Raw genomic sequence first — 21176 nt, 5'->3', positions numbered from 1 at the left:
GGGTCGTCCTCCAGCCGGCCGAGCCGTTCCATCGTGCTGCCCACGAGGTCCGGGTGGAGATGGAGCGGGGTGACGGCGCCGTAGGCCGCGGTGAGACGAGCCGCCCGCGCCGGGCCCGTAGAACATGAGCCGGCCGGCGGCCTCGGCCTCGACGAACACCGCGTTGTACGCCTCGCGGACCGAGGCCAGCGGGTGGCTGAGGGGGATCATCGCCGGGTGCACGCGCGCGGTGACCGAGCGGCCGTCGGCGGCGCGCTCGCAGATGGCCAGCAGCTTGATGGTGCAGCCCATCTGCTTCGCGGAAGCGAAGTCCGCCGCGGTGACCTCCGTCATGCCCTCGCGGTAGACGTCGTCCAGCCGGACCCGGGTGTGGAAGGCGATGCCGGCCAGGATCGCGGCCTTGGCGGCGGCGTCGAAGCCCTCGACGTCGGCGGTCGGGTCCGCCTCGGCGTAGCCGAGGGCGGTGGCCTCGTCGAGCGCCTCGGAGTAGCCGGCGCCGCTGGAGTCCATCTTGTCGAGGATGAAATTGGTGGTGCCGTTGACGATGCCCAGCACGCGGTTCACCTTGTCGCCGGCGAGGGACTCGCGCAGCGGCCTGACCAGCGGGATCGCGCCGGCGACGGCGGCCTCGTAGTACAGGTCGGCGCCATGGGCCTCGGCGGCGGCGTGCAGGGCGGCACCGTCCTGGGCGAGCAGCGCCTTGTTCGCGGAGACCACGCTGGCGCCGTGCTCGAAGGCGGTGGTGATCAGGGTCCGGGCCGGCTCGATGCCGCCGATGACCTCCACGGCCACGTCGATGTCACCGCGTTTGACCAGCGCGGTGGCGTCGGTGGTGACCAGCTCCGCGGGCACGCCCGCGCGCACCCGGTCGGGACGCCGGACGGCGATGCCGGCCAGCTCGACCGGGGCTCCGACGCGTGCCGCGAGGTCGTCCGCGTGCGTCGTCATGATGCGCGCCACCTCTGAGCCGACCACTCCACAGCCCAGCAGCGCCACTTTCAGCGGACGCGTACGCATCATCCGACCTCGTTTCCTCTACTTCTTCGGTACTGCACAGTCTCACTCACCGAACGGGGGCTTTCCGCCCCCCGTCCAGTATCCGAGATCTTTGTCCCGCGGGCGGACGCCCGCGGGACTTCGTTCGCTCTTCGTTGGCTCTTCGTTGGCTCTTCGTTCGCTCTTCGTTCGCGACTCAGCCGACGTCGAGCCGGAGAAGGTCCTCTTCCGTCTCCCGACGGACGATCACCCGCGCCGCGCCGTCGGACACCGCGACGACGGGCGGGCGCAGCGCGTGGTTATAGTTGCTGGCCATCGAGCGGCAGTAGGCGCCGGTGGCGGGCACGGCCAGCAGGTCACCGGGGGCGACGTCGGCGGGCAGGAAGGCGTCGCGCACGACGATGTCGCCGGACTCGCAGTGCTTGCCGACCACGCGCGAGAGCATCGGCCCGGCGGTGGAGGTACGGGAGACGAGCGCGACGGAGTACTCCGCGTCGTAGAGCGCGGTACGGATGTTGTCGGACATGCCGCCGTCCACGCTGACGTATGTCCGCAGGCCCGGCAGCTCCTTGACCGTGCCCACCTCGTACAGCGTGAAGGCCGTCGGCCCGACGATCGCGCGCCCGGGCTCGACGGACAGCCGCGGCACGGCCAGACCGGCGGCGGCGCACTCGCGAGTGACGATCTCGCGCAGCGCCCGGGCGATCTCGTGCGGCTCGCGCGGGTCGTCCTCGGAGGTGTAGGCGATGCCGAGCCCGCCGCCGAGGTCGATCTCGGGCAGCTCGACGCCGTGCTCGTCCCGCACCTGCGCCAGCAGGCCGACGACGCGGTGCGCGGCGACCTCGAAGCCGGAGGTGTCGAAGATCTGCGAGCCGATGTGGGAGTGGATGCCGATGAGCTCCAGCCCGTCCAGCTTGAGCGCGCGCCGCACGGCCTCGGCGGCCTGGCCGCCGGCGAGCGGGACGCCGAACTTCTGGTCCTCGTGGGCGGTGGCGATGAACTCGTGCGTGTGCGCCTCGACGCCGACCGTCACCCGGATCTGCACGCGCTGGCGCTTGCCCATCCGCTCGGCGATGTGCGCGACGCGCGCGATCTCCTGGAAGGAGTCGAGCACGATCCGTCCGACCCCGGCCTCGACGGCGCGGGTGATCTCCTCGGCGGACTTGTTGTTGCCGTGCAGGGCGATGCGCTCGGCGGGCATGCCGGCGGCGAGCGCGGTGGCCAGTTCGCCGCCGGAGCAGACGTCGAGGTTGAGGCCCTCCTCGGTCAGCCAGCGCACGATCGCGCGGGAGAGGAAGGCCTTGCCGGCGTAGAAGACGTCGGCGTCCTCGCCGAACGCCTCCTTCCAGGCCCGGCAGCGGGCACGGAAGTCGTCCTCGTCGAGGAAGTAGGCGGGCGTGCCGAACTCCTCGGCCAGGTCGGTGACCTTGATTCCGCCGACGGTGACGACGCCGTCCCCGGCGCGCGCGACGGTTCGGGACCACACGCGCGCGTCGAGCGCGTTGAGGTCGGCGGGCGGCACTGTGCTTCCTACGGAACGCCCCTCGGGAAGGACGTCGGCGTAGCGGGGCCCGGCGGGGTGGGCGGAACGGCTCATGGTGGCGATCCCCTTACAGATGTGCGGGTGCGGTGATGCCGAGCTGGTGCAGGCCGTCGGCGAGCACCGTGCCCGTGGCCTCGGCGAGGGCCAGCCGGGCTCGGTGGACGGCCGAGGGTTTCTCGTCCCCGCGCGGCAGGACGGGACACTCGGCCTGCCATCTCAGATAGGCGTCGGCGACCCGCTCCAGATGCCGGGCGAGCCGCTCGGGCGCGCGGGCGGCGGTGACGCGCTCGTGGTCGGCGAGCGTGCCGAGCAGCGTGCTCTCGTCCTCGCCGTAGGGCCCCGGCTCGGGGGCGAACCCGAGGTCGGCGGCGTTGCGCAGCAGCGCCCGGGTGCGGGCGTGGGCGTAACGGACGCGGAAGAGGGGGTTGCTCTCCCGCTGCACGAGGAGCCCGGCACGGTCGGTGCCGGGCGGGCACGTCAGACTCCAGCGGGCGGCGTCGGCGCCGAGCCGAGCGGTGAGCGCGGCGGGCGGCCTGAGGCCCAGCGGCTCGCTGTTCGCCCCGCTCCGCAGCAGCTCCCCCACCAGCTCGGTGTGCGATCCCCCGTCCAGCGTGATGTTGAGGAATCCCGGGTCGGCGATCTCGACCCGGGCGATGCCGGGTTCGCGCGCGAGCCGCCGGCCCAGCACCTCGGCGATCTCCCGGGCGGGCCGCCCGGTCTCGCGGGCCAGCCGCAGGGCGACGTTGGTCGCGTAGTCCCCGCACCCCGGCCGGGGCGGCACCCGGACGGTGACCCGCGTCGGCACGGCGTCCGGCAGCTCGGCTGCCTCCACGGCACGGCGCACGGTGTGCAACACGGTGCGGGTGAGATCGGCGGGGGTCACAGGGGCAAGCCTAGAGCCTGGCCGGCGGTTGCTTCGTCGGAGCGGCGGCCCCGGGCGCGGGTGACGCTAGGCGGGCGCGCTACGCGCGTCCACCCCGGGCGCGGCAGCCTCCGGCCCCCCGACCGCATCCCCCACCAGCCGACGCACCAACCGCACCATCTCGGCCGGCTCGAACGGCTTGGCCAGAAACGCATCCACCCCCGCGGCCCGCCCGCCGTCCAGCTCCGGCTGCGTGCACGCACTGATGATCGCGATGGGTATGTCCCGCGTCCGCGCATCGGCCCGCAGCCGCGCGGCCGTCCGCAACCCGTCGAGCCGGGGCATCACCACGTCCAAGGTGACCACGTCGGGCCGCACCCGGTGCACGATCTCCAGACACTCGGCACCATCGGCCGCGGTCACGACCTCGAACCCTTCGAGTTCGAGATTGACCCTGATCAACTGCCGGATGACCCTGTTGTCGTCGACAACAAGGACCCGGCCGGACAAGCCAGGCACACCCCGAGAGTAGGGGCGCCCACCTCCCCGCGTCCGGCTTTTCCCCACTTCCACCCCGCGCGAGCGAGCGCTCCCACGTTTTCGATCACTGTTGCCGGACACCCTCCCGGAGCTGGTAATGTTCTACCCGTCGCCGCGAGCGCAGGCCGCGAGCGGGAGACACGCCCCCGTAGCTCAGGGGATAGAGCAACGGCCTCCGGAGCCGTGTGCGCAGGTTCGAATCCTGCCGGGGGCACTCGCCGCATCCTAGGAACGTTCCGAGGATGACCAGGGCGGATGCCGACAACAAAGCCCCGGACTCAGTCCCACTGAGTCCGGGGCTTTGTCGTTGTCTGTCGCTGGTTACGCGTGAGTGGCGCGTGAGCCGCGTCGGGCGACCGACGGTCAGGTGCCCGGCTCTTGGTCCCACCCCATGGCCTTCTCGATCTTCCTGTTGTTGTCCTCCTCTACGCACAGGAACTGGACGACCCGATCGTCAGCGCCTACACCCTTCAGCGCCGGAGCAACATCGCAGCCGAGGCCGGGCAGGCCGGCCACGGCATCGGCCTCGCCAATGCAGCCGCCCGGAACCTGGGGAGGCTGCCTCACCGGGTTCAGGCAATCGTTCTGCGAGCCCTTGCCAACGCCCAGTCCCTTCTCGGCGAGGCCGACGAGTGCGCGCATGCACGCTCGACCGGGCCCGAGAGGCTGCCGAACGAGGTGTCGGCGACGACGACAGGTTCGCCATGTACTGCACGCCGTTGTACGTCGAAATGGAAGCGGCGACGTGCTGCGTCCCACTCCGCCGGCCGGAGGCGGCGATCCCGACGTTCGTCGAGAGCCTGAAGAACTGGCCGGAGGAGCAGGAGCGCGACCGGGGCCTGTGCCTGGCGCGACTGGCCTCCGCCTACGCCCTGGCGGAAGACATGGAGAACGCCCATGCGGCGGCCCTCCAGGCGATCGACATAGCGAGGGCGACAGGCTCAGCGCGCATCCGGGACGAGCTGTTCAGGCTTCAAGGGCACCTTGCGCGTTGGCGGAAGCTGGTGGAGGTTGCGGAGTTGAACCGCAGGTTGGGCACTATGAGAAGTGCCTGAGCCTGCCGCTCGAAGGAGCCTCGTGAACCTGCTGCCGACGCCACCACCGATGTCCAGGAGCAAGCCCCGAGCGTCGCCGTCCTCCCCGTCGGGTCGTTCGAGCAGCACGGTCCATACCTGCCGCTGATCACGGACACGGCGATCGCCTGCATCATCGCGCGCGAGCTCGCGACTCAGTACCCGGTGCTGGTCCTTCCGCCGATCACGGTGTCGTGTAGCCACGAGCACGGGACGTGGCCCGGCTCAGTGAGCATCAGCGCGCGGACGCTGTACTCAGTGGTGGACGACATCCGGCAGTCACTGGAGCGCTCGGAGATTCGGAAGCTCGTCATCGTCAACGGCCACGGTGGCAACTACGTGCTCTCGAACATCGTCCAGGAGGCGAACGTCGTCGAACCGCGGATGTCGCTCTTCCCGCTGAGCAGCGACTGGCGCCGCGCCCGCGAACACGCCGGCCTGACATCCGACGCCCATAGCGACATGCACGCGGGCGAAATCGAGACGTCCATCCTGCTGCACGCGGAACCGCTCCTCGTACGCCCGGGCTACGAGACAACCGACCATGACGGCGGCGAACGCCGTTTTTTGCTGACTCTGGGTATGGCCGGCTACAGCGCGACAAGGCGGGGCCGTCCTCCGGGCCGACGCTCCTGTCTACGCCCCGTTTCGGACCGGCCGCCAGCCACGCTCCCGGCGGTGGAGGGTTATTTAACGGGCAGGCCCCCAGACTGCCTGACGCGCCAGAAGCTTACGTGTCCGTGATCTCTCGCCGTGGCAGCTCCCGCCCAGAGCCGCTCCACCGACCTTGCGTGCAGCTCTACCGGCGCAAGAACGGAAGGTGAGACAGCAGCGTGCGCGCGCTGTTCCGTCGTTGATCAGCGGACCCAGTGAACAAGAGCACCCAGGCGGCCGCGGCGAAACCCAAGGCGCTCAGCACAGCGATCAGGGCGATCGCCCCAGCCAACCAGGCGACACCCCAAGCGGACATGCCGATATTTGCGACGAATGAGAGTGAACCGACTGTTGCCCAAACTACGGACGATCAAGGGAGGGGCTCGTGCTGTGCGTCGCTCGCCTGACTGCCGCGATTCATGCCTAGACTCCCACGGCACTGCCCCACGTCCTGACCGCTACATCTGAGCGCAACGGGAAGGACGCGGGCCCCAGGAAACCTTGACCATTTATGCAGGGTGACGTGGGCACCCCAGCGGTGACAGGCGTACGCGACTTACCTAAGCAGACTCAATCGTGGCCGGCGCGCTCGTAGGGACCGATGAGCCCTCGAGCCGTTGCACTTCCGCTCCACTGTCCGGTGTCCGGCAGCTCCCCAGCCCGAAGGGCTGGAACACGAAGGGCGGCCTCTCATGCTCCAGCGCGAACACACAGCCGGAGGGCCACCATGGAAGCCACAGCCCTCTCCCGGCGGAGCCAGGCAAGGTCATAGCCGCGGCAGCGGCTTCCTTCTTACGGCAATACTCTCCTACTACGCATTACCAGTCATTAAGCGCTGCTCGCAGGAATGGCAAGGCACCGGCCCCAGATATCGTCGCGCAGACGTAGAAATGACCAGTGTCCGCGACATAGATCGGGGTTTCCTCCTCCTTGAACTTTACCGCCACAGCGGGCTGGACTTTCAATTCAATCCATCCATCGATCCACTCCGTCGACAGCATTTCTGGGAGAAAGTTCCCTATGAGTTCTACCGAAAATGAGTCGAATGATAGATCGCAGGTCGCGCGAGCCCCTAGCCAGTCGAAGCAGTAGTCAACGGGGCGCTCCAGAATGCCAGAGGTAGCCTTCAAAAACCACCACACCACCTCTCGATAGTCTTCGCATTCATCAAGAGATGGAGGCTCTGCACCGTCATGCTCAACAGCATTCCTCAATCGATTCATGCGCCTAAGCATCCTTTGGCGAACCAACCCGAGGTCCTCCAGGACCCCTAACCATCCACGCTGCCTAGCTCCAGGAAAATTCCTGAGAGAATAAAGTTGATCCAGGTGCTCTAGACGCACTTGCATAGCCCTTTTCAGAGCGAGGACGCCGTCGACAAGGTCATACTTGACGCGAAAATTATCCAGCCGGTATTCCGCATGCCTAAAGGACTCTTCGGCGCGCATCTTCATAACGATGTCTTGATCACTTAGACCGGCGGTGCCGCGCCCGTCGATGAAGAGATCACTCAAATCACCAGTGAGCCACCATCCACTGTTTGCACACACACGCGTATCGTAGCCAGTAGTCATGATCGGTGCGGGGTAAATTTCGTCTTGAACGCTCCATGACTGACCCGAGCTGCCATGGACGGACGATCTGAGCAATGCGGGTAGTTCAGCCATCCTGGCCTGGCTTCTCAGACCCGGCCCGAGTGAGTGGCGCGTGAGCCTGGCTGCCGCTTCGGCCCATTGCCGCATCTGCCCAAGTCCGGCCCAATCGTCGAAGCCGGGTTCAACACGGCCTCCGCAGCCGCGTGCGCAGGTTCGAATCCGGCCGGGGGCACGCATTCACCCTGGTCGGCCAGGGCGCTTCCCGAGTGCCCATCAGCCCGCGTCCGGCCACCGCTCAGGAGGCGAAGGCGGCTCCGGCTCGTTCCGTTCCGCCTGCCGCGCGTTTTCCCCTCGCAGGGCCGTCAGCCACGGCCACAGATCCGGCAGTGGCTGCTCCGGGCAGGCCAAGCGGTGCTCGATTCGGCACCGCTGGAACTGATCCGGGGAGGCGGACCCCGTAGACGGTCACCCGTCCATCGGACAGCTCGATCCACCGGTGCTCCGCCGGCACCGTGTGAGCCAGTGGAGCCATGTCCGGTTCCAACATCACCCAGTCATGCTCAAGCGTCGGTACCCGATCCTGCGGTAGGCCGCAGTACGGGCAGCGCGACTGTCCGCTGCCCAGCCGACGCGGCGTCTTCTCCAAAGCCCCCATGGGACGAGGGTCGGCAGCTCGGCGGCCGGTGCGTAGAGCGCAGACCAGACGGGATAGCTGGGGCAGTCCTGCGCTGATGAAACGCAATACGGCGCGGCAGGTACAACCGGCAACTACCGGCCGAGGAAACGTGGCGGAGACACGACGAAGCCCACGGCTCGACAGCCGGTGGCCACTGAGCAGGCCGGTTCGGTGAGGCGCCCGTCGATAAGAGGGCGTACCTGGAATCCCGGGTAACCCTGTGCGGAGGGACCGGGCAAGCCGTCCCGGGCGGTCACAGGCCGTGAGTCGCGAGACAGACGCCTGCGACGAGGGCCCAGCCTCGTACCTGAAGTCGAGCCTCGGGCATGCTCAGTCGCATGAGCGCCTACAGCAGCGATCTGGATCTGAAGGTCACCGATGCCACCGGTAACGGCGTCGAGGTGGACGTAGCAACGAACATGCTGAACGGCACCGTACGACTGTCAGTGCTGTGGACCCAGGAAATCCTCCTGCACCCGGACGACGCCGAACGGGTAGCCCAGTCGCTGCTACGAGCTGCCGAGCACGGCCGCCGCATCGCACAGGCCGATTCGGGCCCTGCGTGATCAGCTCCACCAAGCTCGTCGGCGGTAGGCGCACAACGGGGCGGGAACCGCCCCCGTCACTCCCCCGTCGTCCCCCGCCCCGCCGGGCGGATCGGTTGGTAGGGGAGCCAGCCCGCCTGGACGGCCAGGACGCCCGCCTCGAAGCGGCTGCGGGCGCCCAGGCGTTCCATGAGGGCCGTCGCTATGCGGCGGGCCGTGCGCTGGGAGACGCCGAGGCGTTTGGCTATGGCGTCGTCCGTGCGGCCCTCCGCCAGGAGGTGGATGGTGGCGGCTTCCTGGCCGGTCAGGCCCAGGTCGTCGCGGGCAGGGGCCTCGCCCAGGGGCTGGGCGGTGGACCAGACGTTGTCGAACAGGGCGCACAGAGCCGTGAGCATGCCCTGGGCGGTCAGGACGACCGCGCAGGCGGCGGTCTCCTCGCTGTTGACGGGGAGGACCGCCGTCGCGCGGTCGATGATGATCATGCGGGTGGGGAGGGACGGCACCGTGCGGATCTGGCCGCCCAGGTCGGTGAGCCACTGTGCGTAGGTGACGCTGGCGGGGCTGTTGCGCACGCTGTCGAGGTAGATGGTGCGCATGCGCACGCCGCGGCCCAGCAGTTGCCGGTCGAGGGGGCGGGCGGCCTCCAGGTTGTCCTCGGTCTGGGCGCCGTCGGGGCTGAAGGCCATCACCTCCTCGCGCACGTCGCGGGTGAGGGTGGCGAGCCGGTCGCGGATGGCGTCGAGGCCCACGAGTTGTTCGCCGCCCAGGGAGGCGTGCGTGGAGCGCTGGTCCGCGTACTCGGCGATGAGCTGCGCGGCGACGACGCGGGACTCCTCAAGGCGCTGCTGCTGCGCCGCGAGCTGGGCCTGCTGGCGGGACATCAGGATGTCCAGGCCGATCTCGGGCGAGACCGCGCGGCACTCGCCCTGGCGCTCGGCCGAGGGACGGACCAGCGACAGCTCGCTCAGGATGTCGAGTCCGTGTCGCACATCGCTTTCGGACATACCCAGGTGCTCGGCCAACGCGGCCACTCCCGCACCCGGTATGGCCAGCATCCCGCGGTAGACCCGCTCGGATCTGGCGTCCAGTCCCAGCGTGTCCAGCATTGTCGGCCCCCCGGCAACTCGCCCCTCAACAACCTCTCGATCATTGCATGCCTTTTACCCGGCCGAGTAGCCAGATCCGCTTCCGTTCGTGGCCGGAAGCGGCCATGGACCAAACCGTTCCGTTTATTCGTCTGGTCGTTGCACGGAACGCGTTGGAACAGTGGTCGGCATGTATCTCGTGCACGCCAGCCTGCGCGGGCCACGGAGAGCGGAATTTCCCGTTCACGCCGGCGCGCTGGTTCTCTCCCAGGCCGATCCCCTCGACCGCATCGAACACGTGGTGACCCATGCCCACGCCGTGCCGCATCCCGTCCTGGGGCTGTACGTGCTGGCCGAACGACTGGAGGACGCGGAGGCGCGGGCGGCCGGGGTGTGCCGGCGCGCCGTCGAGCGCTGCCCGGAGCTGTCCGGCTGGGAGCTGGTGAGCGCCCAGGTCCCGCTGCTCACGCTCTACGAAGACCTGCCGTCGTCCGGGCTGGACTGATCCGGTCACGGCCCAATCGGTCCACCGATCTGGTCTTCCAACCCCCCTGACCTGGGACGAAGCTAAGACGTGTCAGCCGGTGAACGGCTGGCGGACAGCCGGAAGGGCCTCACCGCGGGAGGCCGGGACCGGCCACGCCACGGACACGTCGCCCTCTTGGAAGGGCCCTCCGGAAGGACTTCGAAATGATCCGCATCCGTATCGCCCAGGCCACCGCGGTCCTCGCCCTCGCGCTCGGCTCCGCCGCCCTCGTCCCCGCCGCCGCCCACGCCGACACGGCGACCGACCCGGTCGCCGGCACCGCGCGGACGACTCAGACCGTGCAGTCCGACACGCCCGCGGACCCCTCCATGGGCTGGCAGTCCATGGGCTGGCAGTAAGCCGCGCGGGCACCGGTCCGGTCACCGGTGACGGAATTGCGCCCGGCAATTTCCGGGCCTCGGCAAGGGCCCACTGGACGCGCCGACTTCGCACCGACTTCGCACGGACTTCGCACCGAGTTCGCGGACTTCTCAGACCTTGGGAAACGCGAACACATATCCCTCCGCCTTGAGCCACGGAACGATCTCCTCCAGCGCGGCCACCGTCTGACTCCGGTCGCCTCCGCCGTCGTGGAAGAGCACGATCGGGCCGTTCGGAACCTCCTTCTTCACCGTCTCGACAATGGCCTGCGTTCCCGGCCGTTTCCAGTCGTTCGTGTCGACGTTCCAGCCGAGCGGCCGCATGCCGTGGGCGGCGGCCACGCCGCGGCTGTAGGGGGTGAAGGCGCCGCCCGGTGCGCGGTAGTAACAGACCGGAGCGCCGCCGGCCGCTTCGCTGATCATCTTCTGGGCGTCGAGGATCTGCCGGCTCTGGTAGTCCTCGGACCGCTTGTCCATCTCGGTGTTGTGGTCGACGGAGTGGTCGCAGAGGCGGTGACCGTCGGCGACGACCTTCCTGACGAGGTCGGGACGGGCCTTCGCCTGCGGGCCGATCATGCAGAAGGTGGCCTTGGCGCCGTACTTCTTGAGGACGGCCAGGACCTTGGGGGTCCAGACCGGGTCGGGGCCGTCGTCGATCGTGAGGGCGACCGTCTTCCCGCCGCCCTCCGTCTCATGGGCTATCGAGGACGACACGGGGCCGCTCGGCGCGGACGCGCCGGGTGCACCGGACACGCCGGGTGCACCGGGCGCGGCGGGTGCGCCGGGCGTGGCAGGGGTGTTGGCCCCCGGCGCACGGTCGCCCTTGTCCTGGGCCGGGCCGCGGCCCCGGGAGGCGCTGCCCGCGTCCTCGCCGGCCACGGCCAGGGATCCCGATATCACCGCTGCGAACGCCAGGACGGACGCGGCCCCGATCGCGATGTGCCTCCTGCGGGCGGACTGTCGAGCCATGAGCTTCCCACTCCCTCGCGCATCTGCCCTGTACTTGCCCCGGTAGACGACGACTTACCGCAAGCCGTTCCGTACTGAGCCATCGCTCACAGAAACACGACAAAAGACGCACGACTCCGATGGAAAACTCGCCGGAAACGCACCGCCGTTATGCTTCCGCGATCGTCGTCTCCACCTCGGCGCGACGGGCCTCCTCCTCGGCCGCGAAGCGTTCGGCGTCGAGCCGCTCGGCGATCTCCTCGTCCTCGGCCATGAGCAGATCGAGGTTGGAGTCGCCCATCTCGAAGACGCCCATGTCCACATAGGCCCGCTGGAGTCGTTCGCCCCACAGGCCGATGTCCTTCACACACGGCACGATCCGGCTGAACAGCAACCTGCGGAACAGCTGAAGGAATTCGGACCGCTCGACGAGCTCACCGGCCTCCCGGGCCGGGATGCCGAAGTCGGTCAGGACCTGCTCGCCCCGCAGCCGGTCGCGCATCAGGTAGCAGCCCTCGATCACGAACTCCTCGCGCTCGCGGCGCTCGGCGTCGGTCAGCTCCTTGTAGTAGTCGCGCAGCGCCATGCGGCCGAAGGCCACGTGCCGGGCCTCGTCCTGCATGACGTAGGCGAGGAGCTGCCGCGGCAGCGGCCGGTTCGTGGTGTCGCGCAGCATGCCGAAGGCCGCGAGGGCGAGGCCCTCGATGAGCACCTGCATGCCGAGGCAGGGCAGGTCCCAGCGGGAGTCGCGCAGGGTGTCGTCGAGCAGGGCGCGCAGGCTGCCCTCGACGGGGTGGACCATGCCGACCTTCTCGTGCAGGAAGCGGCTGAAGATCTCGACGTGCCGGGCCTCGTCCATGGCCTGGGTGGCCGCGTAGAACTTCGCGTCCAGGTCGGGTACGCACTCGACGATGCGCGAGGCGCACACGAGCGCGCCCTGTTCGCCGTGCAGGAACTGGCTGAACTGCCAGGAGGCGAAGTGGCGGCGCATCTCGCGCCGGTTCTGCTCCCCCATCCGGTCCCAGTGCGGGGTGCCGTGCACCACGAGGTGCTCGTCGGGGACGCCGAGGGGGTCGTACGGATCGACCTCCGCGTCCCAGTCGATGCGCCGGGTGGCGTCCCACTGCTTGTCCTTGCCCTTCTGGTAGAGGGCGAGGAGGCGTTCACGCCCGTCCCCGTAGTCCCAGTGGAAGCGGGCGGCGCCGTCCGCGGGGACCTCCCAGCCGGTTTCGCCGGGGTCGTGCACATAGAGCTCGCGTGTCGGCCGTTTCGTCATCGGTACCTCCTGAGTCCACGACGAGCCGTGAAGGCAGGCTCACACGGCGTCACCGACCGGTCAATGAGCGGTCACCGGAATGCCGGGGAGCTCCGTCCGACGGGTAAGGCGGACGCCGGGGGATTGACGTCCTTGCTGACACACAGTCTCATAAGGAGGTGACCTCGGGTAACCCACTCACGAGAGCGTCCGCCATGACGACCACCACGCAAACTCCCCCGCCCCACGACGCGTTGGGCCCCCTGCAGGACCGCGAGCGGGTCGCCGAGCGGCTACTGGCGTCCTCCGCCCGGCACTCCTTCGACCCGGACACCGAGCTCGACTGGGACGCCCCGCCCGTGGAGGGCAAGTGGTACTGGCCCCCGGAGCTGGTCTCCCTCTACGGCACCCCGCTGTGGCGGCGCATGCCGGAGGAGCAGCGGATGGACCTGGCCCGGCACGAGGCAGCCGCCCTCGCCTCCCTCGGCATCTGGTTCGAGATCATCCTGATGCAGCTGATGACCCGGCACATCTACGACATGCCGGTGACCAGCGCCCACGTCCGGTACGCACTGACGGAGATAGCCGACGAGTGCCGGCACTCGAAGATGTTCGCCCGCATGATCGAGAAGGGCGGCGCGCCCGCCTATCCCGTCTCGCGGCTGCACCACAACCTCGCGCGCGTCCTGAAGACCGTCTCCACCACGCCCGGTTCGTTCGCCTGCACCCTGCTGGGCGAGGAGATCCTCGACCACATGCAGCGGCTGACCTTCCCCGACGAGCGCGTCCAGCCGCTGGTGCGCGGCATCACCCGGATCCACGTCGTGGAGGAGGCGCGGCACGTGCGGTACGCGCGGGAGGAGCTGCGCCGCCAGATGGTGACGTGCTCGCGCTGGGAGGCGGAGCTGACCCGGCTCAGCGCGGGCCAGGCGGCCCGCGTCTTCTCGGTCGCGTTCGTCAACCCCGCCGTCTACTCCGCGGTCGGCCTGGACCGGCGCGAGGCCGTCGCCCAGGTGCGGGCGAGCGGCCACCGGCGCGAGGTGATGCAGGCGGGCGCCCGCCGGCTGACCGACTTCCTGGACGAGACAGGACTGCTGCGCGGCGCCGGCCGAAGACTGTGGCGGAGCTCCGGCCTGTTGCCCTGAGCGCTCCGCGCAGGGTCCCGGGCTGCCCTGCCCAGAGCCTGTCCGACGGATCGCGGCGAGCGCGTGGGTTGCGGCGGGCAGTTCTTCCACCGCGGCGACGGCGAGCGGCCACGGCGTGCCGGACCGGCGGTGTCCGAACCGGGCCGCCGCCCGCGAAGAGCCGCCGGACACGCCCCAGACCCCGGGGGGCGCCCCCGCCCGGAGCCTGTCCGACGGGTCACGGCCAGCGCGTGGGCCGGGGCTCGCTCAAGCCGCCGGACCCTCGCCGTAGCGGCTCTTCACCATTGCGGCGGGCAGTTCCCCTCCCACCGCGACGGCGAGCGGCCACGGCGTGCCGGACCGGCGGTGTCCGCACCGGGCCACGCCCCCGGCGAAGATCCGCCGTCCCCGTGGCGCAGGGCCTTGGCCCGAGGTCAGGGCGGCCGGGGCGGCCTTCGGCCGTTACCCTGCGGAGCATGAACGGCAGCGGAACAGCCCCCACGGCCTCGACGCCGGCCGAGCGTCCCGCCGACCGCCCCACCGCCCGTGCAGCCGCCCGCCCCGCGTACCGCAGGCTGAGCGTCGCCGAGCGCCGCGCCCAGCTGATAGCCACCGCCCTGCGGCTGTTCGCCCACCGCGCGCCGCAGGACGTCTCGCTGGACGACGTCGCCGCCGCGGCCGGGGTCTCCCGTCCGCTGGTGTACCGCTACTTTCCCGGCGGCAAGGCGCAGCTGTACGAGGCCGCCCTGCGCAGCGCCGCCGCCGAGCTGGAGCTGTGCTTCGCCGAGCCGCACGCCGGCCCGGTCACCGGCCGGTTGTCCGCGGCCCTCGACCGCTATCTGGCCTTCGTCGACGAGCACGCCACCGGCTTCAGCGCCCTGTTGCGCGGCGGCAGCGTCGCGGAGACCTCCCGGACGGGCGCGATCGTCGACGAGGTGCGCCGGGCGGCGGCCGAGCAGATCCTGCGGCATCTGACCGAGTCCGACCCGGGGCGGCGGCTGCGGATGATGGTGCGCACGTGGCTCGCGGCCGTCGAGGCGGCGTCGCTGATCTGGCTGGACGAGGACAGGCGGCCGAGGGCGCCGGAGCTGCGCGACTGGCTGGTCGACCAGTTCGTGGCGGCCCTTGTCGCGACGGCCGCCGCCGACGAGCAGACGGCCGGCGTGCTGCGCGCGGCGCTCGCCCTGGAGCCCGCCGACGGCCCCGCGGGCCTGCTGGCCCGCCGGCTCTCCGCGCTGGTCCCGGACGCGGCGGCCCATCTGCTGTGACCGCGGCCCCGGCCCGCCGCGCGCGGGCCGCCGGGGCCGGCGGAGACTGGTGACGTGAGAAGCGAGAAGACCCCCTTCGTGGGCGGGCCCATGGACGGGCGGGTGCTGCCGGTGCTCGTCGGGCTCAACGGGCTGCCGCCCAAGACGTACGAGATCCCGGTGCCGGACGAGGAGGGCGGGGCCCCGGTCGTCCTGGTCTACCGGCGCGTCCCGGCGGCCACGACGCGACGGCTCGGGCTGCCGAAGGGCTGGAAGTACGAGTACGACCCGGAGGGCCGGCCCGGCGGCCGTCCCGGGTGGCCCTGGTCGCGGCCGGCCGGGTGACGGACGGCCCGCCGCCGGGGTGAGAGGCCGTGCCGCACACCCGGATCCGGCTGATTGTCCTACCGCGCGTGGCACGATCCTCCCGGGCGGCGACCGCGGCCGCCCACCGGAGGTGAAGCCGTGTCAGGACGCCTGCGCCGGGGACTGTTCCGCGCGGCGGCGCTGCTCGCCGCCGTCCCGCTCGTCCTGCCCCCCGCGCCGCCCGCGCAGGCCGTACCGGCCGTACCGGCCGGCGTGCCACCCGGCCAGCCGGTCAGCGCGCTGCTCACCCGGCTGCGGGCGCTGTACCTGCGGGCGGAGGAGGCGGCCGAGAGCTACCGGGCGATCGACGAGAAGCTGCGCCGGCAACGGGCCGAGGCGGACCGGATCGACGAGGAGCTGGCCGACGCGCGGATCGCCCTCGACGACGGCCGCAACGCGGCCGGGCGCCTCGCGCGGGAGCAGTACCGGGGCACGTACGGCGGCCCCTTCTCCCCCGCCCTGGCCTTCCTGCTGACGGCCGACGCGCGGCAGGCGCTGGACCGCGATCACCTGCTGGACCGCGAGGCCGTGCGGCGGGCCGGCGTCCTCGCCCGGCTGTCGGACGGCGAGCGGCGGACGGCCTGGCTCGCCTCGCGGGCCAGGGACGCGCTCAACGAGCAGCTGACCCTCGCCGCCGCCCGCAGGCGGCAGCGGGACACCGTCCGGGAGCGGCTGTCGGAGGTGGAGCGGCTGCTGGCGTCGCTGACCGGCGACCAGCTGGCCGAGCTGCGCCGGGCCGAGGAGCGGGACACGGATCTGCCCCGGCGCCGGCTGCTCACCGCCCGCCCCGTGGTTCTCCCCCGGGGCCCCCGGCCACCCGCGGCACCCCGCGGACGGCCGGTCGCTCACCTCCCGCGCGCCGTACCGCCGGCCGTCCCGTCCCGCGCGCCGGCGGAGGCGCCCGAGCAGTGAGCGGCGACGTGGGCCAGGTACTCCTCGGCCCGCGCGGCGTCGTAGAACCAGTCCTCGAAGTCGGCCGGGTCGTCGAAGCCGTTGGCGAACCGGTCGGCGACCGGCTGGAGCACACCCGCCGCGTCGATGAGCCGGCGGACATGGCCGGGCGGCGGTGCGAGCATGGTGTTGGTCCACCGGGTGGCATGCCGGGCGGACTCCCAGTAGCGGGCGAAGGCCGCGCGCATCCACGCCTCGTCGAAGGGCCCGTCGCCGCGTTCGAGGATGGCGGCGAGGTAGGCGGCGGCGCACTTGGCGGCGGAGTTGGCGCCCTGCCCGGTGAGCGGGTCGTTGACGACGACGGCGTCCGCGGCGCCCAGCACCAGGGCGCCCGAGGGCAGCCGGCCGACGGGGTCGCGGACGGCCGGGGCGTAGCGGCCGGTGAGCGTGGCGCCCGCGTCGGTCGGCTCGACCTCGGTGGCGCGGCCGTACTCCCACGGGGCGTACCGCTCCAGCAGTTCCAGGGTGCGGGCCAGGTGCTCGCCGGGGCCATCGACGCCGTGGAAGACGTCGAGGGGGCCGCCGGGCAGGCCCTCCCAGAAGAGGATGTCGGCGCGGCCCGAGGTGGTGAGCGTGGGGATCACCCACAGCTCTCCGGCGCCGGGCACGAGCGTGCAGCGGGCCGTCTCCGCCTCCGGGTGCTCCGGGCAGGGGCCGAGGCCGTGGACGTAGACGAGCGCGAGGGAGCGCTGCGGCGTGGCGTAGGGCGAGCGGGCGGGGTCGCGCGCGAAGAGGGAGACGAGTTCGCCCTTGCCCGCGGCGACGAGCGTGAGGTCGTAGCGGTGGGCGAGGAAGTCGAGGTCGCCGACGGTGGCGGCGTGGATCACCAGCCGGCCGCCGCGCTCGGTGAAGGTCTCCAGCCAGCCGGCCATCTTCAGCCGCTGGTCGACGGACTGGGCGCGGCCGCGCAGCCGGCCGGTCCAGCCGACCAGGCGGCGGGGGCCGGCGGCCGTGTCGCCCGCGACGGACAGGCCGAGGCCCTCGACGCGCGGTACGACGCCCTCCCAGAAGTCCAGGCCGCAGTCGCGCTCGTGCTGGAGCGCGGTGCGGAACATGATCTGGGTCGACATGACCCGCCCGGTGCGGATCTCGTCGGGTGTGCGGTGGGACATGAGGGTGACGTCGTACCCCTTGGCCTGGAGCGCGAGCGCCAGTTGGAGGCCGGACTGGCCGGCCCCGACGATGAGGATCCGTCGCATCGGCCCGTGCTCAGCTCCGCCCGGGGGTGATGTCCAGGGCCCGGCCGACGAGGGTCAGCAGGGTCTCGACGACGGTGACGCGCTCGCGGGCGTCCATCACCAGGACGGGCACCTGCGCCGGCAGGGACAGCGCCTCGCGCACCACCTCGGGCTCGTGCCGGGTGGTGCCCTCGAAGTGGTTGACGGCCACGACGTAGGGCAGCCCGCCGCTCTCGAAGTAGTCCAGGGCCGGGAAGCAGTCGGCGAGCCGGCGGGTGTCGACGAGCACCACGGCGCCGATCGCGCCGCGCACCACGTCGTCCCACATGAACCAGAACCGTTTCTGGCCGGGCGTGCCGAAGAGGTAGAGCACGAGATCGGCGTCGAGGGTGATGCGGCCGAAGTCCATGGCGACGGTGGTCACGGCCTTGTCCGGCACGGCGGTGTGGTCGTCCACGTCCCCGCCGGCGACGGTCATGACGGCCTCGGTGCGCAGCGGGGTGATCTCCGAGACCGAGCCGACGAACGTCGTCTTGCCCACGCCGAAGCCACCCGCGATGACGATCTTGGTGGCGGCGGGGGCGCGGGAGCGGTCGGTCTGCCAGACCTGGGGGCTCTCCTCGGACAGGGTGTCCGGGTGGGCTCCGGCCGGGTCGGCGCCGTCGTCCGCCGCCGTTGCGCGGGCCTGCGTGTCAGAGCCTGCGAAGTCCACTCTGCACCCTTTCGAGCAGCGCGCGGTCGGGCCGGCCGGTGGCGTGGCCGGTGCCGAAGACACGGATCCTTCCCTGGTCGGCGAGATCGCCGAGGAGCACGCGCACGACGCCGAGCGGCATCTTCAGCAGCGCGGCGACCTCGGCGACCGAGCGCAGCCGGCGGCAGAGGCCGACGATGGCGCGCATCTCGGGCAGGGCTCGCACGGCGTGGGCGGCGCAGACCGGTTCCGGCCCGTCGTCGAGCACCGGCGGTGCCGCGACGAAGGTCTCCAGGAGCAGCACCTGTCCCAGGCGGGTGCGTCCGCCGGTGAAGGAGTACGGGCGCACGCGCGCCGTCCGGCGGCCCGGTGCGGCGGGGACGGCTCCGCGGGGCCGGAGGAGTGTCGTGCCGCGTGCGGGGCTCATCCGACCGCCTCCACGGACCGGCGCAGTTCCCTGCGGAGTTCGGGCGTCAGCACGTGTCCGGCGCGGCCGACGAAGAGCGCCATGTGGTAGGCGATGACGCTCATCTCGCAGTCGGGGGCGGCGTGGACGCCCAGCAGCGAGCCGTCGCTGATGGTCATGACGAACAGGCTGCCGCCGTCCATGGCGACCATCGTCTGCTTGACGGTGCCGCCGTCCATCAGGGTGGCGGCACCGGTGGTCAGGCTGCCCAGTCCGGCGACGATGGTCGCGAGGTCGGCGGTCGAGCCGCCCGGCCCGTCCTCGCCGGCGGCCGGCGCGGGCCGGTGTGCCGGGTCGGACGAGAGCAGCAGCAGCCCGTCGGAGGAGACGACGGCGACAGACCGTACGCCGGGCACCTCCTCGACGAGGTCGCTCAGCAGCCAGTGCAGATCACGGGCCTCGGTACTCGGCCCGTAGGCAGTGGTGCCCGTGGTGCCGACGGGGGTGACGGGCGTCGCCCCCTGGGAAAACGCAGTCAACCGCGTGCCTCCTCTACAGTGCCGCCCTCGTCCGGTGCGCCCGCTCGGCGCCGGTCCCGGTCCCTCTCCCGCGCCGTGCCGCGGATGCGCTCGCGCGCGGCGGCCCGTTCGCTCTCCTCCGCGGCCCTGGCCGCTTCCGCCTCGGCGTCGCGCCGTCCGTCGCGGGCGCCCTGCTGGAAGCCGGCGAGTTTGCGGCGCAGGGCGTCCGCGTCCACGCCCTGGCGCACGGTGAGCGGCGCGGGCCGCTGGGGCACGGCCTTGGGGGTGCGCTTGGGCAGGGCCGGGCCCGGCCGGCCGCCTGGCGGGTGTTCGGCGGGCGGGCGTTCCTGGCGGGGTACGGCCGGGCGGGCGTGGCGGGCGGGCGGGGGTGTCCGCAGCTCTTCCGGCACAGTCAGCCGCATGGTCTGCTCGGACACCGCGGAGGTCTGGGGTTCCGCGCTGTCGTGGGGGGCGCGGGGGGTCTGGGGGGCCGGGCCGTCCGCCGGGTGGGGGCGGCGCGCCGGCTCGGGGGCGCGGGACGAACGTCCCGGCAGGACATGGGAGTTGGCCTCGGCGTCGGCGCCCGGCATGGTGACGCGCGGGGCGCCGGCCGAGCCGGGGACCGGTGGGGCGGCGGCCGGGTCGGGAACGGCCGCGGCGTCGGCGGGGAGCAGGTGCGCGGGCAGGACGACGACGGCGGTGATGCCGCCGGGCCGCTGGTCGCGCAGCTGGACGCGCACGCCGTGCCGGGCCGCGAGGCGGGCCACCACGTAGAGGCCGAGGCCCATGACGGGGCGGTCGTCGGGGGCGCCGTCGGCGGGGGGCCGCTCGCCGGTCATGGGACGGCGGGGGTCGGGGTCGGCCTGGGCGAGCAGGCAGTTGAGCTCGTCCAGCCGCTCGGGGGCCATGCCGATGCCCTCGTCCTGGACGGAGAGCATGACCTCGCCGCTCTCCAGGAGCCAGCCGGAGACCTGGACCTGGACGTCGGGCGGGGAGAACGCGGTGGCGTTCTCCAGCAGTTCGGCCACGAGGTGGCTGACGTCGTCGGCGGCGAACCCGGCGAGCTGGGCGCGGGCGGGCAGGGAGTGGATGCGCACGCGCTCGTAACGCTCGATCTCGCTGACGGCCGCGCGCAGGACGTCGAGCAGGGGCACGGCCCCGGCGTGGCCGCCGCCGTGCTCGGCGCCGGCGAGGACCAGGAGGTTCTCGTTGTTGCGGCGCATGCGGGTGGCGAGGTGGTCGAGCTTGAAGAGGGTTTCGAGGCGGTCGGGGTCGGCCTCGTTGGCCTCCATGGACTCGATGACCGTCAGCTGCCGCTCGATGAGGCCGAGGGTGCGCAGGGAGAGGCTGACGTAGGTGGCGTGCACGCGGCCGGTGAGTCCGGCGAGCCGTTCGGCGAGCTCGTGGTGGCGGGCGCGCAGGGCGTCGCGTTCCTGCGCGAGGTCGCGGCGGGCGCCGTCGAGCCGGGTGCGTTCGCCGTCCAGGAGGGCGATGCGCTCGCGCTGCCGGACGACGGTGCCGTGCAGCACGTTGACGGAGCGGGCGATCTCGGCGAACTCGTCGTCACGGCCCTTGAGGGAGACGGGTTCGCGGGCCGCCGGGTCGGTGCTGACGCGGCGGGCGCCGAGCCGCAGTCCGGCGAGGGGCCGGGTGACGGACCGGGTGGAGTGGACGCCCGCGCCGAGGGCCAGGAGCAGGCACAGCGCGGCGAGTCCGGCGCGTACCCGCAGGGCCTGGAGGTCGTGGTCGCGGAGCCGGTCGAGGTGGGCGGAGCGCTCGGCGGTGAGGGCGGTCTCGACCTCGCGCAGGCGGTCGATGCGGGCGGTGAGGAGGGTGCGCAGGGTGCCGGCGGAGCCCTGGTCGGGGGCGGCCGCCGCGGGGGGTGCGGCGGCGAGCCTGTCCAGCCGGGCCTCGGCGGCGGCGTGGAGGCGGGCTGGTAGTCCCGGCGCGTGGCGTTGCTCATGTAGTGCTTGAGGTAGTCCTCGCCGCCGTACAGAGCCACGATCTTGCCGGTCTT

23 protein-coding genes, 1 tRNA gene and 2 pseudogenes are annotated in these 21176 nt (G+C 71.8%); 10 read left to right on the top strand and 16 right to left on the bottom strand.

Annotated features, from left to right (window positions below):
• The 4 genes from AB0K09_RS11495 to AB0K09_RS11480 all read right to left on the bottom strand — a co-directional run.
• Nucleotides 1-1020: homoserine dehydrogenase (locus AB0K09_RS11495; protein WP_366065114.1), on the bottom strand; the 1020-nt coding region annotated here is incomplete at its 3' end.
• Nucleotides 1021-1192: 172 nt separating this feature from the next.
• A complete protein-coding gene (lysA, locus tag AB0K09_RS11490; RefSeq protein ID WP_366065113.1) occupies nucleotides 1193-2593 on the bottom strand; it encodes a diaminopimelate decarboxylase in 1401 nt (466 codons plus the stop codon).
• Nucleotides 2594-2606: 13 nt separating this feature from the next.
• Nucleotides 2607-3422: an ArgS-related anticodon-binding protein NrtL gene (gene nrtL, locus AB0K09_RS11485; protein ID WP_366065112.1), complete on the bottom strand. Its 816-nt coding sequence runs from the start codon at nucleotides 3420-3422 to the stop codon at nucleotides 2607-2609.
• Nucleotides 3423-3488: 66 nt separating this feature from the next.
• Nucleotides 3489-3920: a response regulator gene (locus AB0K09_RS11480; protein ID WP_366065111.1), complete on the bottom strand. Its 432-nt coding sequence runs from the start codon at nucleotides 3918-3920 to the stop codon at nucleotides 3489-3491.
• Between the two features lie 163 nt (nucleotides 3921-4083).
• Here AB0K09_RS11480 and AB0K09_RS11475 point away from each other — a divergent pair.
• Nucleotides 4084-4155 (top strand) — tRNA-Arg (locus AB0K09_RS11475).
• A gap of 149 nt (nucleotides 4156-4304) precedes the next feature.
• On the opposite strand, the gene AB0K09_RS11470 is transcribed toward AB0K09_RS11475, so the two are convergent.
• Nucleotides 4305-4583, bottom strand: coding sequence for a hypothetical protein (locus AB0K09_RS11470; RefSeq protein ID WP_366065110.1), 279 nt, complete (start codon nucleotides 4581-4583; stop codon nucleotides 4305-4307).
• On the opposite strand from AB0K09_RS11470, the gene AB0K09_RS11465 reads away from it, so the two are divergent.
• Both AB0K09_RS11465 and AB0K09_RS11460 read left to right on the top strand, forming a co-directional pair.
• The gene (locus AB0K09_RS11465) at nucleotides 4574-4996 is read left to right on the top strand and encodes a hypothetical protein (protein WP_366065109.1); all 423 of its coding nucleotides are present in this window, start codon (nucleotides 4574-4576) and stop codon (nucleotides 4994-4996) included. The genes AB0K09_RS11470 and AB0K09_RS11465 overlap by 10 nt on opposite strands.
• Before the next feature lie 72 nt (nucleotides 4997-5068).
• A pseudogene (locus AB0K09_RS11460) lies at nucleotides 5069-5632 on the top strand (creatininase family protein); the annotation flags it as partial.
• An 854-nt stretch (nucleotides 5633-6486) separates the two neighbouring features.
• Here the strand turns inward: AB0K09_RS11460 and AB0K09_RS11455 are convergent.
• The 3 genes and pseudogenes from AB0K09_RS11455 to AB0K09_RS11445 form a co-directional block, all read right to left on the bottom strand.
• Nucleotides 6487-7335 (bottom strand): hypothetical protein, encoded by an 849-nt coding sequence (locus AB0K09_RS11455; protein WP_366065108.1) that lies wholly within the window; start codon nucleotides 7333-7335, stop codon nucleotides 6487-6489.
• A 201-nt stretch (nucleotides 7336-7536) separates the two neighbouring features.
• Complete coding sequence (locus tag AB0K09_RS11450) at nucleotides 7537-7671, bottom strand: hypothetical protein (RefSeq protein ID WP_366065107.1); 135 nt, start codon at nucleotides 7669-7671, stop codon at nucleotides 7537-7539.
• A gap of 106 nt (nucleotides 7672-7777) precedes the next feature.
• Nucleotides 7778-7918: pseudogene (locus AB0K09_RS11445) on the bottom strand (DUF6083 domain-containing protein); the annotation flags it as partial.
• Nucleotides 7919-8277: 359 nt separating this feature from the next.
• Here AB0K09_RS11445 and AB0K09_RS11440 point away from each other — a divergent pair.
• The gene (locus tag AB0K09_RS11440) at nucleotides 8278-8505 is read left to right on the top strand and encodes a hypothetical protein (protein WP_366065106.1); all 228 of its coding nucleotides are present in this window, start codon (nucleotides 8278-8280) and stop codon (nucleotides 8503-8505) included.
• Between the two features lie 56 nt (nucleotides 8506-8561).
• On the opposite strand, the gene AB0K09_RS11435 is transcribed toward AB0K09_RS11440, so the two are convergent.
• Nucleotides 8562-9590, bottom strand: a complete 1029-nt coding sequence (locus AB0K09_RS11435) for a helix-turn-helix domain-containing protein (protein ID WP_366065105.1) — start codon at nucleotides 9588-9590, stop codon at nucleotides 8562-8564.
• 169 nt (nucleotides 9591-9759) lie between these two features.
• Between AB0K09_RS11435 and AB0K09_RS11430 the strand changes: the two genes are divergently transcribed.
• Both AB0K09_RS11430 and AB0K09_RS11425 read left to right on the top strand, forming a co-directional pair.
• Nucleotides 9760-10074: a hypothetical protein gene (locus tag AB0K09_RS11430; protein WP_366065104.1), complete on the top strand. Its 315-nt coding sequence runs from the start codon at nucleotides 9760-9762 to the stop codon at nucleotides 10072-10074.
• 185 nt (nucleotides 10075-10259) lie between these two features.
• Nucleotides 10260-10454, top strand: coding sequence for a hypothetical protein (locus tag AB0K09_RS11425; RefSeq protein ID WP_366065103.1), 195 nt, complete (start codon nucleotides 10260-10262; stop codon nucleotides 10452-10454).
• A 132-nt stretch (nucleotides 10455-10586) separates the two neighbouring features.
• On the opposite strand, the gene AB0K09_RS11420 is transcribed toward AB0K09_RS11425, so the two are convergent.
• Together AB0K09_RS11420 and AB0K09_RS11415 are read right to left on the bottom strand one after the other, a co-directional pair.
• Nucleotides 10587-11444 (bottom strand): polysaccharide deacetylase family protein, encoded by an 858-nt coding sequence (locus AB0K09_RS11420; RefSeq protein ID WP_366065102.1) that lies wholly within the window; start codon nucleotides 11442-11444, stop codon nucleotides 10587-10589.
• A gap of 148 nt (nucleotides 11445-11592) precedes the next feature.
• Complete coding sequence (locus tag AB0K09_RS11415; RefSeq protein WP_366065101.1) at nucleotides 11593-12699, bottom strand: ferritin-like domain-containing protein; 1107 nt, start codon at nucleotides 12697-12699, stop codon at nucleotides 11593-11595.
• A 194-nt stretch (nucleotides 12700-12893) separates the two neighbouring features.
• On the opposite strand from AB0K09_RS11415, the gene AB0K09_RS11410 reads away from it, so the two are divergent.
• From AB0K09_RS11410 to AB0K09_RS11395, 4 genes are all read left to right on the top strand, one after another.
• On the top strand, nucleotides 12894-13823 hold the full coding sequence (locus AB0K09_RS11410; protein WP_366065100.1) for a diiron oxygenase: 930 nt from the start codon (nucleotides 12894-12896) through the stop codon (nucleotides 13821-13823).
• Between the two features lie 455 nt (nucleotides 13824-14278).
• Entirely contained in the window at nucleotides 14279-15070 is a 792-nt protein-coding gene (locus AB0K09_RS11405; RefSeq protein WP_366065099.1) for a helix-turn-helix domain-containing protein, read from the top strand.
• A gap of 54 nt (nucleotides 15071-15124) precedes the next feature.
• Entirely contained in the window at nucleotides 15125-15394 is a 270-nt protein-coding gene (locus AB0K09_RS11400; RefSeq protein ID WP_366065098.1) for a hypothetical protein, read from the top strand.
• Nucleotides 15395-15514: 120 nt separating this feature from the next.
• Nucleotides 15515-16327, top strand: a complete 813-nt coding sequence (locus tag AB0K09_RS11395; protein WP_366065097.1) for a hypothetical protein — start codon at nucleotides 15515-15517, stop codon at nucleotides 16325-16327.
• Here AB0K09_RS11395 and AB0K09_RS11390 read toward each other — a convergent pair.
• The 5 genes from AB0K09_RS11390 to AB0K09_RS11370 form a co-directional block, all read right to left on the bottom strand.
• A complete protein-coding gene (locus AB0K09_RS11390) occupies nucleotides 16261-17565 on the bottom strand; it encodes a styrene monooxygenase/indole monooxygenase family protein (RefSeq protein WP_366065096.1) in 1305 nt (434 codons plus the stop codon). The two genes, AB0K09_RS11395 and AB0K09_RS11390, sit on opposite strands and share 67 nt — an antisense overlap.
• A gap of 10 nt (nucleotides 17566-17575) precedes the next feature.
• Nucleotides 17576-18172: an ATP/GTP-binding protein gene (locus tag AB0K09_RS11385; protein WP_366065115.1), complete on the bottom strand. Its 597-nt coding sequence runs from the start codon at nucleotides 18170-18172 to the stop codon at nucleotides 17576-17578.
• A gap of 64 nt (nucleotides 18173-18236) precedes the next feature.
• On the bottom strand, nucleotides 18237-18662 hold the full coding sequence (locus AB0K09_RS11380) for a DUF742 domain-containing protein (RefSeq protein WP_366065095.1): 426 nt from the start codon (nucleotides 18660-18662) through the stop codon (nucleotides 18237-18239).
• Nucleotides 18659-19180 (bottom strand): roadblock/LC7 domain-containing protein, encoded by a 522-nt coding sequence (locus AB0K09_RS11375; protein ID WP_366065094.1) that lies wholly within the window; start codon nucleotides 19178-19180, stop codon nucleotides 18659-18661. Before AB0K09_RS11375 ends, AB0K09_RS11380 begins: the two co-directional genes overlap by 4 nt.
• The coding region (locus tag AB0K09_RS11370) for an ATP-binding protein (RefSeq protein WP_366065093.1) at nucleotides 19177-21176 on the bottom strand (2000 nt) is incomplete at its 5' end. The genes AB0K09_RS11375 and AB0K09_RS11370, both read right to left, overlap by 4 nt.

Origin of the sequence: Streptomyces sp. NPDC049577, from assembly GCF_040675635.1 — a bacterium.
Lineage (GTDB): Bacteria > Actinomycetota > Actinomycetes > Streptomycetales > Streptomycetaceae > Streptomyces.
This window is presented reverse-complemented; position numbering and strand designations above follow the sequence as displayed.